The following is a 16,446-nucleotide window of genomic DNA, read 5'->3' as shown; positions in this document are numbered from 1 at the left end:
GGGCGGACGGAGCCGTCGGATCAGACGCCGGCCGTGCCGGTTTCGGTCGGCGGCAGCAGGCCCAGCCGGTGCCGGATGACCCGTACCGCCGACTCTGCGTCGTCCACCGTGACCGTGAACGTCCGGCCGTCGCCCAGCTTGAGGACCAGGGCCTCGCCCCGTCGTACGACCACCGCCGTGCCCATCTCGGGACGCCAGCGGTAGCCCCAGCCACCCCACTGGCGCGGGGTGACCCGGGGCGCGAAGTCGGCGTCCACCACCTGGGCGAACTCGATACGGCGGCGCGGCAGGCCTATATGACCGCAGCGCACCTCCAGGCACTCCTCGTCGACGCTGACCGCCACATGGACGAAGGCCAGCGTGCCGAAGAGGATCAGCAGGCCCGCCGCCACGCAGCCGACGACGGACATCAACAGGGCCACGGGGCCGCTGTTCCAACTGGACTCGACGGCCAGCTCGACGCCGAGCGCGACACAGGCGGCGCCCGCGGCGGCCAGCAGCCACTGCACACGGTTGGTGGCGCGGCCGCTCCAGGTCTCCGGCGGGGGCGGCGCCACCTGGCCCTCGGGCCCGGGATGGTCCTTCATGCCTTGCAGCGTACTCAGATTCCGCGCGTCGGGGAGTCCCTGTGGACAACGGACGGCGGCTACGCCGAACGGGTTACTCGGCCCGTACGAGCCCCGCGAGCGCGCGCCCCTCCGCGTAGGCCAGCGCGGACGGCGGCAGCACGGACTCGCGCCCGCCCAGCAGCACCGTGAGCCGCCCTCCGGCGCCCGGGAGTCCCGCGCCGGAACGTGCGGCTCCGGCGGGGGCCGCGCCGATACGGCGCAGCACCTGCGCGGCGACCGCACCGGCCGAGCCGTACAGCGCCGGCGCCGGCGGACCGGCCACGCCGACCGCGGCGAGGATGCGCCCGGCGACCAGCTCGTAGTGGGTGCAGCCGAGGACGACGGCCCGAACGTCACGGGGGGTCAGCGCCGCGGCGGTCGCGATCGCGCGGTCGATCGCCGCCTCGTCGGCGTGCTGCACGGCGTCCGCGAGCCCCGGGCAGGGCACCTCGGTGACCTCGGCGGAGGAGGCGAAGTCGCGGATCAGGGCGCGCTGGTACGGGCTGCCGGTGGTGGCCGGGGTCGCCCAGATCGCGACGGGGCCGCCGCCGGCCGCCGCCGGTTTGATCGCCGGGACGGTGCCGATGACGGGCAGCCCCGGCTCCAGTTCGGCGCGGAGCGTGTGCAGCGCGTGGACCGAGGCCGTGTTGCAGGCGACGATCAGGGCGTCGGGACGGTGCTCGGCCGCGGCGCGGGCCACGGCGAGGGCCCGCTCGGTGACGTCCTCGGGGGTACGGGGCCCCCAGGGCATCGAGTCGGGGTCCGAGGAGAGGACGAGATCGGCGTCGGGGCACAGCCTCCGTACCGCGTCCGCCGCCGCGAGAAGGCCAATGCCGGAGTCCATGAGCGCGATCTTCACCCGGTCACCATAGTCGACGGCCCTTGCGGTCCTCCCCCAGTGGTGCAGACTGCGGCGAATGAGCGCCGTTGTCTGGATCGCCGTGGGTTCGCTGGCCGCGTGGGGCTGGCTGTTGCTGGGGCAGGGGTTCTTCTGGCGTACGGATCAGCGGCTGCCCGAGCATGACGCGTACCGGGACGGTCTCAAGGGTCCCGAGGGGGACGACGGGCGGTGCTGGCCGTCGGTCGCCGTCGTCGTACCGGCCCGGGACGAGGCCGCCGTACTGCCCGAGTCGCTGCCGTCCCTGCTGGCCCAGGTCTATCCCGGCAAGGCGGAGATCTTCCTGATCGACGACGGCAGCGAGGACGGCACCGGCGCGCTGGCGCGCGAGCTCTCCGCGCGCTACGGCGGACTCCCGCTGACCGTGGCGTCGCCCGGGGAGCCCGAGCCCGGCTGGACCGGCAAGCTGTGGGCGCTGCGGCACGGCATCGCGCTGGCCCGCGCCCGCGCCCCCGAGTACCTGCTGCTGACGGACGCGGACATCGCCCATGAGCCGGACAGTCTGCGGGAGCTGGTGGCCTCCGCCCGGTCGCAGGAGTTCGACCTCGTCTCGCAGATGGCGCGGCTGCGGGTGACGAGCGGCTGGGAGAAGCTCGTCGTCCCCGCGTTCGTCTACTTCTTCGCCCAGCTCTACCCGTTCCGCTGGATCAACCGTCCCGGCGCGCGGACCTCGGCCGCGGCGGGCGGCTGTGTCCTGCTGCGGACGGAGACCGCCGTACGCGCCCGGGTGCCGGAGTCGATCCGCCAGGCCGTGATCGACGACGTGTCCCTGGCCCGCGCGGTGCGGCGGAGCGGCGGCCGGATCTGGCTGGGCCTGGCGGAGCGGGTGGACAGTGTGCGGCCGTATCCGCGGCTGGCCGATCTGTGGCGGATGGTCTCGCGCAGCGCGTACGCCCAGCTCCGGCACAACCCGCTGCTGCTCCTGGGTACGGTGGCGGGGATCTCGGTGGTCTATCTGGCGCCGCCGGTGGCCCTGTTCGTGGGGGCGTTCGGCGGGAACGGGGCCGCGGGGTGGCTGGGGTTCGCGGCGTGGGCGGTGATGACGGGGACGTACGTCCCGATACTGCGCTACTACCGGCTGTCCCTGTGGCTGGCGCCGCTGCTGCCGTTCACCGCGCTGCTCTACCTGCTGATGACGGTCGATTCGGCGGTGCGGCACTACCGGGGACAGGGGGCGGCCTGGAAGGGACGTACGTACAGCCGTCCCCGGACCGCCCCCGACCCCTGAGGGACGCGGGCGGTCGGCCGTCGGCGTAGGTCACTTCCTGCCGGGTGTCCAGTTCATGCCCCAGCCATAGGCGTAATCGATGGTGCGCTGCGGACTGACACCCCGTTCCGGTACGAGAAAACGCGCCTCGCGCTGGACTACGAGGTCGGAACCGGTATTGGTGATCAGCGCGAGTGAGCAGACCGTCGAGGCCACCGCGCATTCGCCGAGCGAGAAGTCGATCGCGGCTCCGTGCTGCGGCTGGAGGGTGACCGTCGCGTCAAGATCCGCGAAACTGCGGGCGCCTTCATAGATGGTGACGAAGATGACGACGCGGCGCAGCCGGTCCTTGTGGTCGAGGTTGATGGTGAGGTTCTCGCCGCTGGAGACGGCGCCGGTGCGGTCGTCGCCGTCGAGATGGATGTACGGCGGCTGGTTGAGCGCGCCGAAGGCATTCCCGAGCGCCTGGACCACGCCTTTGCGGCCGTCGGTCAGTTCGTAGAGGGCGCACAGGTCAAGATCGAGGTCCCCGTGCATGGCGACGGCCCGGCCGAGTTTGGCGCCCCAGCCCTTGAACTGTTTACGCACCTGCCAGTTGAGGTTCACCCGCATCGCACCCGAGGTTCCCCCCTGTTTGGCCAGGGAGACCGAAGGCGCCTCCTTCGTCAGCGTCACCTTGCTGAGGCGTACGGGCGTCGCGGGCGTCGCCCGCGGGGCGGGCGCGGCGGCCGGAGCGGGGGCCGGTGGCGTGACGGGAACGGGAGGGACGGAGAGGGACGGCACGGTCGGTGCCGGGGCCGGTGCCGGTCGGGTGGGCGGCGCGGGCGGCGCGGAGTTCGCCGGGCGGCCGGGGGGAGCGGCGGGCGCGGACCGGGGCGGCGTCCGCGCCGGGGCCGGGTCCGAGGGGCCCGGGTCGTCGACCGAGATACCGAAGTCCGTGGCCAGACCGCCCAGTCCGCTGTCGTAGCCCTGGCCGACGGCCCGGAACTTCCACTGCCCCTGGCGCCGGTACAGCTCGCCGACGACGAACGCCGTCTCGACGGTCGCGTCGGTGGAGTCGTACCGCGCGATCTCGGCGCCGGTGGCCGCGTCCAGCACTCGTACGCGCAGTCCCGGCACCCGGCCGAAGGTGCCGCCGTCGGCGGAAGCCGCGAGGACGATCCGCTCGACGGCGGGTTCGACCCGGGAGAGATCGACCGCGAGGATGTCGGTGACCTCCGCGCCGCCGGGCTTCTTGCCTTCGTGCCGTACGCTCCCGGACGCGTGCCGCGGCTGGTTGTAGAAGACGAAGTCCGCGTCCGAGCGGACCTTGCCGGACACGAGCAGGAGCGCCGACGCGTCGACGTCCGGCACCCCCGGTCCCGAACGCCATCCCAATTCGACGCGAACGGCGGACGCCGTCACCGGAAGATTGGCTCCTTTAAGCATGGACATGCTCGCCCCCATCGCGTGTCGCTGAGTCCGATGATTCGGTCCCGTCAAACCTAATCGAGGCGTCGGCGCGGCGCCCCCGTTGACACCGAGGACACCGCGGGACGCACCGGTAACCCCCCGCGAACTTGCCTTTTACACGATCCCAACGCGTCAGGACGACCGTTTTCCCCAAGTTCGCTCGCATTGGGGATGCGAAGTCACCCAGAGCTCCCTAAAGAACCCCCAATCCCGACTCCCCAACCGACGCGTCCTGCGCTTAACTTATGTTCTATGACCTCCCCCCGCGCCACCTACGGCGGCGGTTACTACACCGCCCCGGCGTTCCCGGACACCCCTATCTACGACTCTCTGGTCGCGGAGCGGGGCACGCCTCAGATCGCCCCGATCCGAGTTCCCGCCGCCTACGACACGGGCAACAGCTATCTGCCGGCGCTGCCCGCCGCGCTGCCCGCCCTCCCGGCGGGTCCCTCGCAGTCCGCCCCGTCCTACGGAGGCGGCTACCCGCAACAGCAGCCCATGCAGCAGATGCCGCAGCCGATGCCGCTCCAGCAGGCACCGGCTCCGTACATCCCGCAGCAGCAGGCGGCGCCCCGCGGTTACCAGGCGGCCCCGCCCCAGCAGTACGGGCAGCCGCAGCCGCAGCGTCCGATGCCCGGTACGGGGTACGAGGCGATGCGTCCGGCGGCGGCCCGCCCGGCGCCCGCCGCTCCGCAGCAGCAGTACGAGGACCCGTACAACCGGCCCTACCAGAGCCGGGGTTACTGAGACAGCCCTCTTCCGGGCCGGAGGCATCGGCAGGAGGGGTGGCAGGGAAGGACGGGTGGTGCCCGGCCCGCGGGGCGGGCCGGGGCAGGATCGGTCATGCGGGCGGCGGCTGACAGGATGGCTTCATGCCGAAGCCGCTCCACGCCGTTGTGCACGCCCTGGGGGTCCACCCGGTCAAGTCCATGGCCGGCTGCACGCCCGGCAGCGCCGTGGTGGAGCCCTGGGGGCTCGCCGCGGACCGTCGCTGGGCCCTGGTCGACCGTACGGGGAAGGTGGTCACGCAGCGCCAGCGTCCGGGGCTTGCGCTGGTCCGCGCCGAGCCGCTGCCGGGAGGCGGGATCCGGCTGCGCGGGCCCGGCCTCGACGGCCCGGTGGACGTCGTGGTTCCGGATCCGGGAGGCCGGGGCGCGGCGGGACGTACGGCCGCGGTGGCCTCCTCCGGAGCGGACCCGGACCGAACGGGCCCGGCCCTGACCGACCCGGCGCTGACCGACCCGGCGCTGACGGGCTCCGCCGGGACGGACCTCGTCGTGGCGGACATCTTCGGGACCAAGGTCGAGTCGGTGCCGGCCGGCCCGGCCGCGCGAGAGGTGGACCGCCGGCTGAGCGCGTACCTCGGGGAGGAGGTCCGGCTCGTCCACCTCGACGACCCGGCGACGCGGCGCCCGGTCGACCCGCTCTTCGCCCGGCCCGGCGAGACGGTCTCGTTCGCCGACGGCTTTCCGCTGCTCGTCACCACCACGGCGTCGCTCGACGCCCTCAACGCCCTGATCGCGCAGGGGGACCACCCGGACGAGGGGCCGCTGCCGATGGACCGGTTCCGGCCTAATCTCGTCGTGTCGGGGACGGAGGCCTGGGCCGAGGACGGCTGGCGGCGTCTCACCGTCGGCGAAGTCGCCTTCCGGGTCGCCAAGCCCTGCGGGCGCTGTGTCATCACCACCACGGACCAGCGCACGGCGGAGCGCGGCAGGGAGCCGCTGCGGACACTCGGCCGCCACCGCCGCTTCGACGGGAAGCTCGTCTTCGGGCAGAACCTGATCCCCGGGTCGACCGGCACGGTACGGGTGGGCGATCCGGTGACGGTGCTGGAGTGACACGCGCCACGCGACGGCGCCACAGGAGCGGTTGAGGGAGCAGAGGTACCTCGCCGCCCCGCACGTCGGCGCGGGCGACGGGTGCGCCGCGCGGCCGAAAAGCCCCCTCCACGCGGCGATGTCCCGCGCTCGCGGGAACACGGCGTACAGGGCCGTCCGTTGACCGGGCGGGCGAATGTCGGTGCATAGGGCACCGAAGTGAGCTTGCTCTCTTCTTCACGCGCGCGGCGCGTGGAGCCCGCCGCCCCGGACAGGACGGACAGGGAAGGACGGGGAAGGACACGGAGAGGGGGTGCGGACTCGTGCGCACCATGGTGGGACTCTGGCGCTGGCGGCGCAACCCCCTGCGCCGGGGCACCGACCTGATCGAGGCCTGGGTCGCGCTGACGGCGGTACTGCTCCTGGCACTGGCGACGCCGGCCGTCGGCTGGCTCGGCGGCAAGCGGGTCGACGCGGCGCTGCGTGAGACGGTACGGATCCAGCACGAACAGCGGCACCGGACCCCCGCCGTGGTCGTCTCGCGCGCACCGCAGCGGCCGTTCCTGACGTACGACGCGGAGTCGGTGACGGAGCAGAAGACGGGCAGCCGGGTGGTCGCGTCCTGGCGCGCGCCGGACGGCACGGCGCGCACGGGCACGGTCCCCACGACGCTGCGCACTCCCCGCGCGGGGGACACCTTCGCCCTCTGGGCCGACGGGCAGGGCAGACACGTACGCGCTCCGATGAACGCCGAGGCGGGGCGCGCCCACGCCGTACTGGCCGGTCTCGGCTTCGCGATCCTGGCCGCGGGGCTGGTCGAGTGCGCCAGGCGGCTGATCGTACGGCGGCTCGTACAGCGGCGGTACGAGCGGCTCGACCGCGCGTGGGCCAAGGCCGGTCCGGACTGGGGGCGTACGGGAGCGGGCAGTTAGACCTCTCGTTCCGAGCGGGCACGGCCGGAGTGCCGGGCAGAGGCCGGAGTGCGGGGCAGAGGCCGGAGGCTCGCCCGGGAAGTTGTCCGCCATGTCCGGGGCGCGGCCGGAAAGCGGGGTCGCGGACCTGCTGTTCGCGTCAACTCGGCGGCGTCGCGCGCGCTACGGTGGTGCCGCCCGGTACGCCGCACTGACCGGGGGCCGGGGCCGGCACCCGGGACGGCACGACACGGGCACACGCACGAGGTGGGGACAGAACAACGCCATGGCACAGGGCACGGTCCAGGTGACCAACACCGGAACATCGCGTTGGCGGCGGCGCACGGGCGAGTACACCTCTCTCGCCGCCGCACTGGAGGCCGCCGGTGACGGCGACATCCTCACGGTCGCCCCCGGGACCTACCGGGAGAATCTCGTCGTGACGCGGGCGGTCACGCTACGTGGCGCGGAGGGGTCACTCGGCTCCGTACGGATCGCGCCGCTCGACGGCGTCCCGCTGATCGTGCGCGCCTCGGCCACCGTCCAGGATCTCCACGTGGAGGGCCAGGACGCCACGGCCCCCGCGCTGCTCGTGGAGGACGGCACCCCGGAGCTGACGGATCTGCGGATCGTGACCCGCTCGGCGGCCGGTCTTGAGGTCCGTGGCGCGGCGCGCCCCACCGTGCGGCGGTGCACGGTCGACAATCCGGCCGGGGTCGGTATAGCCGTGCTCGACGGGGCCGGCGGGGTGTTCGAGGAGTGCGAGATCGTCGCGGCCGGCCAGGCGGGCATCTCGGTGCACGGGGGCGCGCATCCCCGGCTGGAGCGGTGCCGGGTCCACCACGCCTCCGGTTCCGGTCTGGCCGTCACCGGTGAGGGCAGCGGTCTTGAGGCGATCGGCTGCGAGGTGTACGAGATCAAGGGCACGGGTGTGCAGATCGCGTCCCGCGCGACGGTCCACCTCACCGACTCGTCCGTGCACCGCACCTCGGCGGACGGGATAACCCTGGACACCGACGCCGTTCTCACGCTCTCCGACTGCGACATCCACGACATCCCGGAGAACGCGGTCGATCTGCGGTCCCGTTCGGTGCTGACGCTGACCCGCTCGACCGTGCGCCGCTTCGGCCGCAACGGGCTTTCCGTGTGGGACCCGGGCACCCGCGTCGACGCGAACCAGTGCGAGATCCACGACAGTACGGGTGACTACCCGGCGGTCTGGGTCAGCGACGGCGCGACCGTCGTGCTCGACTCGTGCCGGCTCCACGACGTGCCCGACGCGCTCTTCGTCCTCGACCGGGGCTCGCGCGCCGATGTCGTCGACAGCGACATCTCCCAGGTGCGCAACACGGCCGTGTCGGTGAGTGACGGGGCGACCGCCCAGCTCGACGACTGCCGGATCAGGGAGGCGTCCACGGGGGCGTGGTTCCGCGACCACGGCAGCGGCGGCACCCTCAGTTCCTGCACCATCGACGCCGTGCAGACCGGGGTCATCGTGACCAAGGGCGCCGACCCGACGATCGAGCGCTGTACGGTCACCTCGCCCACCGAGGCGGGTTTCTACGTCTCGGCCGAGGGCCGTGGCACCTTCCACAACTGCCGGGTGACGGGCAGTGGGGGTTACGGCTTCCACGTCATGGACGGCTGCCGTACGACGCTCACCCGCTGCCGTACGGAACGGTGCGCGCGCGGCGGGTACGACTTCGCGGAGGACGGGCCGACCGCCGAGGACTGCACGAGCGACGAGAGCGGCGTGCTGGCCCCACCGGCCTCGTCCGCCGAGTTCACGGCGAAGCTGACGGCCACCCAGTCCCCCGGGCTGCTCGGGCCGCTCCCCGCGCCGGCCGCCCCGGCCACGCCGCCCGGTGTCACCGCCACCTCCGAGCCGGCGCGCGGGTCGGAGGAGGTCCTCGGGGAGCTGGACTCGCTGGTCGGTCTGGACAGCGTCAAGCGCGAGGTACGGGCGCTCACCGACATGATCGAGGTCGGCCGGCGCCGCAAGGAGGCGGGCCTGAAGGCGGCCTCGGTCCGCCGCCATCTCGTCTTCACCGGCTCCCCCGGCACCGGCAAGACGACCGTGGCACGGCTGTACGGCGAGATCCTGCACTCCCTCGGGGTGCTGGAGCGCGGCCACCTCGTCGAGGTGTCCCGGGTGGACCTGGTCGGCGAGCACATCGGGTCGACGGCGATCCGTACGCAGGAGGCGTTCGACCGGGCGCGCGGCGGTGTGCTCTTCATCGACGAGGCGTACGCGCTCTCCCCCGAGGACTCCGGGCGTGACTTCGGCAAGGAGGCCATCGACACGCTCGTGAAGCTGATGGAGGACCACCGGGACGCGGTCGTGGTGATCGTCGCCGGGTACACCGCGGAGATGGAGCGGTTCCTCACCGTCAACCCCGGTGTGGCGTCCCGTTTCTCCCGGACCATCACCTTCAGCGACTACGTCCCCGAGGAGCTGCTGCGGATCATCCAGCAGCAGTCCGAGGACCAGGAGTACCGGCTGGGCGAGGGGACGGCCGAGGCCCTGCTCACGTACTTCACGGAGTTGCCGAAGGGGCCCGCCTTCGGCAACGGCCGTACCGCGCGCCAGACGTTCGAGTCGATGGTGGAGCGGCACGCGGGCCGGGTCGCCCAGCTCCCGGAGACCAGCACGGACGACCTGACCCTGCTCTACGCCGACGACCTGCCCGACCTGCCCTGAGCACCGCCGCCACCCGGCGGTGGCGGTGGCGGCGCGGTCCGGGCCCGGCCCGCGTCGGTGCGCTGCGGCGGCAGCAGCGGCGGCAGCCGGTCGAGGAGTTCGGCCCGTTCCTCGGCGAAGACGGGGTCGGCCTGGTAGTCGGAGTGGCCGAGGATCGGCTCGGGCAGTGGGTGGAGCACCGTACGGCCGTAGGCGAGCGGGTCCTTCAGCGGTCCCCGGTCGACGTCGGCCCCGTCTCCGTCGGCGGGCACCAGTACCGGGCCGCCGATCGGGTCGGTGGCGCGCCACAGATTGCGCCAGCAGTGCAACTCCTTGCTCAGGTCGCTGAGTTGACCGGCTCCGAAGTACGCGGGGAACCAGCGGCCGTACAGCCGCTCCAGCGGGGAGCCGTACGTCAGCAGCGCGACGCGGTGGCGGGTGGCGGGCGCGAGCTGCCAGATGGCGGCGGCGGCGAGCACGCTGCCCTGCGAGTGCCCGGAGAGGACCAGCCGGCCGCCCGTGCGCTCGGTCCAGGAGGCGATGCGCCAGGTGAGGTCGGGGACGGCGCGCTCGGCGTAGCAGGGCGGTGCGAACGGGTGGGCGGCGCGCGGCCAGAACGTACCGACGTCCCAGAGGATGCCGATGGTGCGGCGGGCGGAGGCGTCGCGGTAGGCCCGCCGGCCCCAGGTGACCAGCAGTATGAAGCCGAGCCCCACGAACCAGGAGCCGAGCGCCTGCGCGGTCTGTGCCACGGACTCCAGGAACGGTGAGGTGCCCCGCATCGCCCTGCCCGGCACCTGGCCGCTGATCCAGGATCCGGCGACGGCGGCGGCTCCCAGGAACAGGGCGGCGCCGGAGACCAGCCCGACGAGCCGGGGCACGGAGTCGGTGAGTTCGGCCCGCGCGCGGGCGCCCGCGACCTGACGGGTACGCGGCGAGTCGGCGGCGTTCTCGCCGTACTCCTTCTCCACGGCGGGGGCCAGGGCCCGGGTGGTGCGTACGGTACGGACGCACAGGGCGGCGACGGGGATCACCAGCAGGACCAGCAGGACCGGGATGACCGACGCCTGCCAGCTCAGCAGCGCAGGCGGGCCGGCGATCGCGCCGCCGCCCATGCCGGGGGTGGCGTCGCCGTCCAGCCAGTCGGCGACGCGCTGGGCGACCCCGCCGGTCATCACGCCGGCCAGGGCGCAGGCGAGCATGGCGACGGCGGGCCCCGCGAGTCCGCGCAGCGCCGTCCGTGGCTGGGCGACGCGGCGGTGCAGGACGTGGGCGGTGACGGCGAGGGCGACGATCAGGGCGACCTGGGCGAGCGCGAGCACCCGGAAGGAGAGGTTGCCGGGCAGCGCGCCGGAGGAGGCCCAGCCGGGTCTGGACCACCCGGCGTACACCACGGCCAGGACGAGGACGGCGAGCGATCCCGCGGGCAGCCTGCTGATCACCATCCGGTCGAGGGAGCCGTCGCTGCGGCGCTCGCTGCGGCCTCTGCTGCACACGACGTACAGCACGGCGCCGAGGCCGGCGACGAGCGTCGCCTGGAGCAGCAGGCCGAAAGGTTCGAGCGGCCGGCCGCCGGCGCTCCGGTCGTGGTCGGCGCCCGCCGCGACGAGGGCGGCGGCGATGGTGAGGAAACCGGCGGCGGTGTGCGCGGCGCGCAGCCGGGCGACGAGGCGGCGGCCGTACCAGAAGCCGGGCCGGCCGAGCGCGGGGCGCACCCGCGCCCGCCCGTCGTCACCGGTCGCGGAACCGGCGGTGCGGGCGGCTTCGGCGGTGCGGGCGGCGTCGGCGGCTGCCGCGTCCCTGGCGGACGGCTCGGGGGCGGCGCTGCCGTGGACGGGCGGGCGCTGCGCCTCGTACGCGCTCCACGTCCGGTTGGAGAGGTACCACAACAGCGTGACCAGCGCGGTGGGCACGGCGGCGGCGAGGGCGAGGCGCCGGCCCGGCTGCGACCACCAGCCGTGGGCCTCGGGCGAGAGGAAGCCGAGCCAGGAGCGCTCTTCGACACACGCCGGCGAGCCCGCGCACTGCCACGCCGTCAGGTCGAGCGCGACCTCGCAGGCCGCCGCGGTGAGCAGCACGGTGAGGGTGAGGGCGACCAGGCGGACCAGCAGGCCGTACAGCCGCTGGGATCTGCCGAGCCCTTTGGTGGCCGGGCGCATCCAGTGGGCGAGGTTGACCACCATGAAGGGCAGGAGCAGCAGCCACAGGGCGCGGGAGCCGTTGCCCGAGGTGAGGTTGGACCAGCAGTACGCCTCGGGGATCGGGCGGTCGCGGTAGTCCTCCGGGTGCTGTTCGGCTTCGGCGTCGTCGGCCCGCCGGTACACGGCGGCCGTCCGGTCGCCGGTGACCCTGACCGTGCGCGGGTCGTCGAGCATCTCCTGCGGGGTGGCCCCGCCGACGCCGTGGACCAGCAGTTCGAGTGCGGCGCCGCCACCGTGCGGCGCCGCTGTTGGTGAGGACACTTCGATGCTCGCTCTCGTGTGGGGGACGGTGCGGCGGATCGGTGCGGTGGAAGAGTGCGGGGCTTCAGAGTCCCGGATTGTGGCAGTTCGGCGCCGCTCCGTCACCGAATCTCCCCGGCTCCCTCGTTCCGCGACCACCGGGGCGGCCGTCCGGCCCCCGTGCGAGGATGGGCCGCACAACGGACGGGACGGGGGCGCGCGATGCCGGTGCACGGCCGTGGTCCACGACGAGACGGAAGGCCGGCGCGGCGGTGAGCGACAACCTGAACCTGCTGGCGGAGCAGCGTCGTGCGCTGATCCTGGACGAGGTGCGTCGACGGGGCGGTGTGCGGGTCAACGAGTTGACGCGCAGGCTCAATGTCTCCGACATGACGGTGCGCCGGGATCTCGACGCGCTGTCCCGGCAGGGCGTCGTGGAGAAGGTGCACGGCGGTGCGGTGCCGGTGGTGGAGGCGAGTACGCACGAGCCGGGGTTCGAGGCCAAGTCGGCGCTGGAGCTGACCGCCAAGCAGGACATCGCGCGAGCGGCGGCGGCGATGGTCGTGCCCGGCAGCGCGATCGCGCTGTCCGGCGGGACGACGACCTACGCGCTGGCTCACCTGCTGCTGGACGTGCCGGAGCTGACGGTGGTGACGAACTCGCTGCGGGTCGCCGATGTGTTCCACGCGGCGCAGCAGGCGGAGCCGGGCGGCGCCGGCCGCCCCGGGGCGGCCATGGTGGTGCTCACGGGCGGTGTGCGGACGCCGTCGGACTCGCTGGTCGGCCCCGTCGCCGACCAGGCGATCCGCTCGCTCCACTTCGACGTGCTCTTCCTCGGGGTGCACGGCGTCTCGGTGGAGGCCGGGCTCTCCACCCCCAACCTGGGCGAGGCGGAGACGAACCGGCGGCTGGTGGGGTCGGCGCGCCGGGTGGTGGTCGTGGCCGACCACACCAAGTGGGGCACGGTGGGCCTGAGTTCCTTCGCGACGCTGGACCAGGTCGACACACTGGTGACGGACGCGGGGCTGTCGGCGCGGGACCGCGCGGAGATCACGGAGCTGCTGCCGGGGCTGGTGGTGGCGGGCGAACAGGACGAGCCCGCCGAGGGTGACGAGCCCGCGCGGACTCCGGGCGACCACTGACGCGCGGCCCGCACGGACTTCCGGGACGGCTGACGCGCCGTCACACCTTCCCCCGCCCCACCGGGCCTACGATCACCGGATGAGTGCCTTCCGTATCGACCGGACCACCCCGCTCCCCGCCGAGGAGGCCTGGCGGCGGCTCACCGACTGGCCGGCACACGCCGCCCAGGTGCCGCTGACGCGGATCACCGTAGTGACGCCGGGCCCGACCCGTACCGGAACGGTCTTCGTCGCGCGGACCGGGCTCGGCCGCGCGACGTTCGACGACCCGATGGAGGTCGTCCGCTGGCAGCCGCCCGCGCCGGGCAGCCCCGGCCGCTGCCGCCTGGAGAAGCGCGGCGGGACGATCACCGGCTGGGCGGAGATCCACGTACGCCAGGACGCCGAAGGGAACGCGTACGGCGGCCCCGCCCGGGTGCGCTGGGAGGAGGAGCTGCGGATCGGCCCGCTCCCCCGCCGCCTCGACCCGCTCACCGCGCGCGCCGGGCGGCTGGTGTTCGGCCGGGCCGTCGACCGGCTGCTACGGGGCTGAAACGCGCGGCGCCGCGGGTTGCCGTGGCGCTCGGTGGCGGCGGTACGGGGCTCAGTCCGGCCAGACGCCGGTCTCCAGGAAGCGGTCGAGCGTCCGCGTGTACGGGGCGATGTCCAGGCCCTGTTCTGCGAGCCAGGCGTCCGCGTAGTACTTGTCGAGGTAGCGGTCGCCCGGGTCGCAGAGCAGGGTGACCACGCTGCCGGTGCTCCCCCGTGCGACCATCTCCGCCACGATCCTCAGGGCGCTCCACAGTCCGGTGCCGGTGGAGCCGCCCGCCTTGCGTCCGATGGCCCGCTCCAGCGCCCGTACGGCGGCGACGCTCGCGGCGTCCGGGACCTTCATCATCCGGTCGATGGCGCCGGGCACGAAGCTCGGCTCCATACGGGGCCGGCCGATCCCCTCGATCCGGGAGCCGCGGGTGCTGCGGGCCCGGGCGTCGTGGCGCGTCCAGCCGTCGAAGAAACAGGAGTTCTCGGGGTCGGGCACACAGATCCGGGTGTCGAACTGCATGTAGTGGACGTAGCGCGCGATGGTCGCGGAGGTGCCGCCCGTCCCCGCCGTGGCGACGATCCACGCGGGCTCCGGATAGCGTTCCAGCCGGAGTTGCTGGTAGATCGACTCGGCGATGTTGTTGTTGCCACGCCAGTCGGTGGCGCGCTCGGCGTAGGTGAACTGGTCCATGTAGTGGCCGCCGGTCCGCTCGGCCAGCCCCGCGGACTCCTCGTAGATCGTGCCCGCGTCGTCCACGAAGTGGCACCGGCCACCGTGGAATTCGATCAGCCGGCACTTCTCCGCGCTGGTGGTGCGCGGCATGACGGCGATGAACGGCACGCCGATCAGCTTGGCGAAGTACGCCTCGGAGACGGCCGTCGAGCCGCTGGACGCCTCGATGACCGGCTTGCCCGGCCTGATCCAGCCGTTGCACAGGCCGTACAGGAACAGCGAGCGTGCGAGCCGGTGCTTGAGGCTTCCGGTGGGGTGGGTCGACTCGTCCTTGAGGTAGAGGTCGATGCCCCACTCCTCGGGCAGCGGGAAGCGCAGCAGATGCGTGTCGGCGGAACGGTTGGCGTCGGCCTGGACCTTGCGTACGGCTTCCTTGAGCCAGGCTCGGTAGCCGAGGTCGCTGCGGTCCACGTCGACGGTCGGCGTGACCCGCCCGCCGGTGGTCCCGGGAACGGGCCCGCCCGCCGGTTCCGTCGGCTCTTCCGGCCGTCCGCTCGTGTCTCGCCCGTTCATGCGCGCCGCTCCTCGCTGTCTCCGCACCGGCCCCCAGCCGCACCGTACCCCTACCACCTGCGTAAACGCTTACTTTGGGTACCCATAGGAATGGCTTTTGGCGAGTGCGCTCCATGCGCTCTGGTGCCGGGCGCCATACTTGTGCAAACTGCCTTGAGGGGACGTACGGGGATGGGGCACGGAGGGGGCAGAAACGCCATGACGGAACCGGAGTTCGACGTGCGCGGCGTACGGATCGAGCGGTGGCCCCGCTCGCTCACCAGGGCGGGCCAGGTCCTGGTCCAGGACGGCAGGCTGGCGCTGCTGACCAGTTACGGGCGGGTGATCGACAGCGCACCGCTGCGCGCCGTCCGGGCGGCACGGCCCTGGTTCGCGGGGAGCGGCAGCATGGTCGCGACCGTCAACGGGACCCGCTACCGGCTGACCATGGGGCAGCGGGGGCGCCGTCCCGACGCGACGGCGCTGACCGGGCGGCTCATGGAAGCGGTCAGCAGGGCGAGTCACCCGAAGCCGTGAGGCGCGTCGGCGCGGTGCGGCGCGCGGACGCCGGGACAAGCGCCGGCGCCGTGCGCGGCTCCGGCGCCACGCGCGGCTCCGACGGCGCGTGCCGGGTCGGGGCCGGGCGCGGCTCCGGCGTCACGTGCTGCGCCGAGGCCGGGCGCGGCTCCGGCGTCGTGAAGGGCCGCGAACCCGCTGCCGCGTAGCCGCTCTGCCGCGAGTTGCGGAGCCAGGCCCCCTGGTTCACTCTGGTCACACATCACTCAGCGTTTCCCGGCGGTGACCCTGCGACCCAGCCCCGCCGGGCGGGAAACGGCGGCGAGCCGGTCGCTGATTCCGCATCCTCGTCTTCTTCCGGACCTCATTCGGGGAGTCGCAGCCGTGATCAGCCAGCCCAGCAGGCACTGCACGGTGGAGCTCCAGGCCCTGCCGTCACGGATCGGTCAGATCCGCAGAATCATCTCCGCGCAATTGCGCTACTGGCACCTCGATCTTCTCATCGACCCAGCGGCTCTCGGGGTGACCGAGCTGCTGACCAACGTCCACCGGCACGCACAGCCGGACAAGAGATGCACCGTCGACATCGAGTTGCTGCTCGAACGCCTCATGGTCTCGGTCAGCGACCACGATCCACGCGTGCCGACGGTGCACCACGCCGAGTTGTCCGACACCGGTGGCCGCGGCCTCGCGCTGATAGCGGCCGTGAGCGAGAGCTGGGGCATCCGTCCCCGGGGCGACACGGGGAAGAGCATATGGTTCACGCTTCCCGCCCCGCCGGTCGCCCTGGCCCTGCCGCTGCGTCCGGTGTACGGCGCGACCACCGACGGCCCTTTCCCTGCCATGGAGTTCGGCATCGTGGCCGAGGTGCACGGCCTCGGCGCGGCCCGGTCGGCCGTGATCGGCTGACCGGAACAGCGGCGCGGGGGGAAGACACCGCGGGACCCCCCGGGGGAACGGCCACCCCCCGCCGCCCCCCCACCCAAGGACCCCGAGGGAGTGAAGAGAGTAACCCCCACCCGCC

14 protein-coding genes are annotated in these 16,446 nt (G+C 73.4%); 9 read left to right on the top strand and 5 right to left on the bottom strand.

Annotation, left to right across the window (positions count from 1 at the left end; translation table 11 throughout):
* Positions 1–20 precede the first annotated feature (20 nt).
* Together ACFXPL_RS16020 and ACFXPL_RS16015 are read right to left on the bottom strand one after the other, a co-directional pair.
* Positions 21–587 (bottom strand): hypothetical protein, encoded by a 567-nt coding sequence (locus ACFXPL_RS16020; RefSeq protein ID WP_384918724.1) that lies wholly within the window; start codon positions 585–587, stop codon positions 21–23.
* A 73-nt stretch (positions 588–660) separates the two neighbouring features.
* A complete protein-coding gene (locus tag ACFXPL_RS16015; RefSeq protein WP_384918721.1) occupies positions 661–1,467 on the bottom strand; it encodes a glutamate racemase in 807 nt (268 codons plus the stop codon).
* Between the two features lie 58 nt (positions 1,468–1,525).
* Between ACFXPL_RS16015 and ACFXPL_RS16010 the strand changes: the two genes are divergently transcribed.
* Positions 1,526–2,734: a glycosyltransferase gene (locus ACFXPL_RS16010; RefSeq protein ID WP_384918718.1), complete on the top strand. Its 1,209-nt coding sequence runs from the start codon at positions 1,526–1,528 to the stop codon at positions 2,732–2,734.
* A 30-nt stretch (positions 2,735–2,764) separates the two neighbouring features.
* Here the strand turns inward: ACFXPL_RS16010 and ACFXPL_RS16005 are convergent, their stop codons facing one another.
* Entirely contained in the window at positions 2,765–4,159 is a 1,395-nt protein-coding gene (locus tag ACFXPL_RS16005) for a TerD family protein (RefSeq protein WP_384918715.1), read from the bottom strand.
* 258 nt (positions 4,160–4,417) lie between these two features.
* Between ACFXPL_RS16005 and ACFXPL_RS16000 the strand changes: the two genes are divergently transcribed.
* The 4 genes from ACFXPL_RS16000 to ACFXPL_RS15985 all read left to right on the top strand — a co-directional run bounded on the left by ACFXPL_RS16000 (position 4,418) and on the right by ACFXPL_RS15985 (position 9,597).
* Positions 4,418–4,912, top strand: a complete 495-nt coding sequence (locus ACFXPL_RS16000; RefSeq protein WP_384918712.1) for a DUF6643 family protein — start codon at positions 4,418–4,420, stop codon at positions 4,910–4,912.
* A gap of 125 nt (positions 4,913–5,037) precedes the next feature.
* Complete coding sequence (locus tag ACFXPL_RS15995) at positions 5,038–6,006, top strand: MOSC domain-containing protein (protein ID WP_384918709.1); 969 nt, start codon at positions 5,038–5,040, stop codon at positions 6,004–6,006.
* Positions 6,007–6,317: 311 nt separating this feature from the next.
* The gene (locus ACFXPL_RS15990) at positions 6,318–6,917 is read left to right on the top strand and encodes a hypothetical protein (protein ID WP_384918897.1); all 600 of its coding nucleotides are present in this window, start codon (positions 6,318–6,320) and stop codon (positions 6,915–6,917) included.
* 265 nt (positions 6,918–7,182) lie between these two features.
* Positions 7,183–9,597: a right-handed parallel beta-helix repeat-containing protein gene (locus ACFXPL_RS15985; protein ID WP_384918707.1), complete on the top strand. Its 2,415-nt coding sequence runs from the start codon at positions 7,183–7,185 to the stop codon at positions 9,595–9,597.
* Here the strand turns inward: ACFXPL_RS15985 and ACFXPL_RS15980 are convergent.
* A complete protein-coding gene (locus ACFXPL_RS15980; protein ID WP_384918895.1) occupies positions 9,567–12,044 on the bottom strand; it encodes a hypothetical protein in 2,478 nt (825 codons plus the stop codon). The genes ACFXPL_RS15985 and ACFXPL_RS15980 overlap by 31 nt on opposite strands.
* Positions 12,045–12,289: 245 nt before the next feature.
* Between ACFXPL_RS15980 and ACFXPL_RS15975 the strand changes: the two genes are divergently transcribed.
* Both ACFXPL_RS15975 and ACFXPL_RS15970 read left to right on the top strand, forming a co-directional pair.
* Positions 12,290–13,159, top strand: coding sequence for a DeoR/GlpR family DNA-binding transcription regulator (locus ACFXPL_RS15975; protein ID WP_384918704.1), 870 nt, complete (start codon positions 12,290–12,292; stop codon positions 13,157–13,159).
* 79 nt (positions 13,160–13,238) lie between these two features.
* Positions 13,239–13,691, top strand: coding sequence for an SRPBCC family protein (locus ACFXPL_RS15970; protein ID WP_384918701.1), 453 nt, complete (start codon positions 13,239–13,241; stop codon positions 13,689–13,691).
* A 51-nt stretch (positions 13,692–13,742) separates the two neighbouring features.
* Here the strand turns inward: ACFXPL_RS15970 and ACFXPL_RS15965 are convergent, their stop codons facing one another.
* On the bottom strand, positions 13,743–14,927 hold the full coding sequence (locus tag ACFXPL_RS15965; protein WP_384918698.1) for a PLP-dependent cysteine synthase family protein: 1,185 nt from the start codon (positions 14,925–14,927) through the stop codon (positions 13,743–13,745).
* A gap of 198 nt (positions 14,928–15,125) precedes the next feature.
* Here ACFXPL_RS15965 and ACFXPL_RS15960 point away from each other — a divergent pair, with 198 nt between their 5' ends.
* Together ACFXPL_RS15960 and ACFXPL_RS15955 are read left to right on the top strand one after the other, a co-directional pair.
* Positions 15,126–15,443, top strand: coding sequence for a hypothetical protein (locus ACFXPL_RS15960; protein WP_384918695.1), 318 nt, complete (start codon positions 15,126–15,128; stop codon positions 15,441–15,443).
* Positions 15,444–15,806: 363 nt separating this feature from the next.
* Positions 15,807–16,331, top strand: coding sequence for an ATP-binding protein (locus tag ACFXPL_RS15955; protein ID WP_384918692.1), 525 nt, complete (start codon positions 15,807–15,809; stop codon positions 16,329–16,331).
* Positions 16,332–16,446 lie beyond the last annotated feature (115 nt).

Origin of the sequence: Streptomyces sp. NPDC059092 (assembly GCF_042756365.1) — a bacterium.
GTDB lineage: Bacteria > Actinomycetota > Actinomycetes > Streptomycetales > Streptomycetaceae > Streptomyces.
Note: the sequence above shows the minus strand (reverse complement) of the source record. Positions and strands in the feature narration are given on the sequence as shown.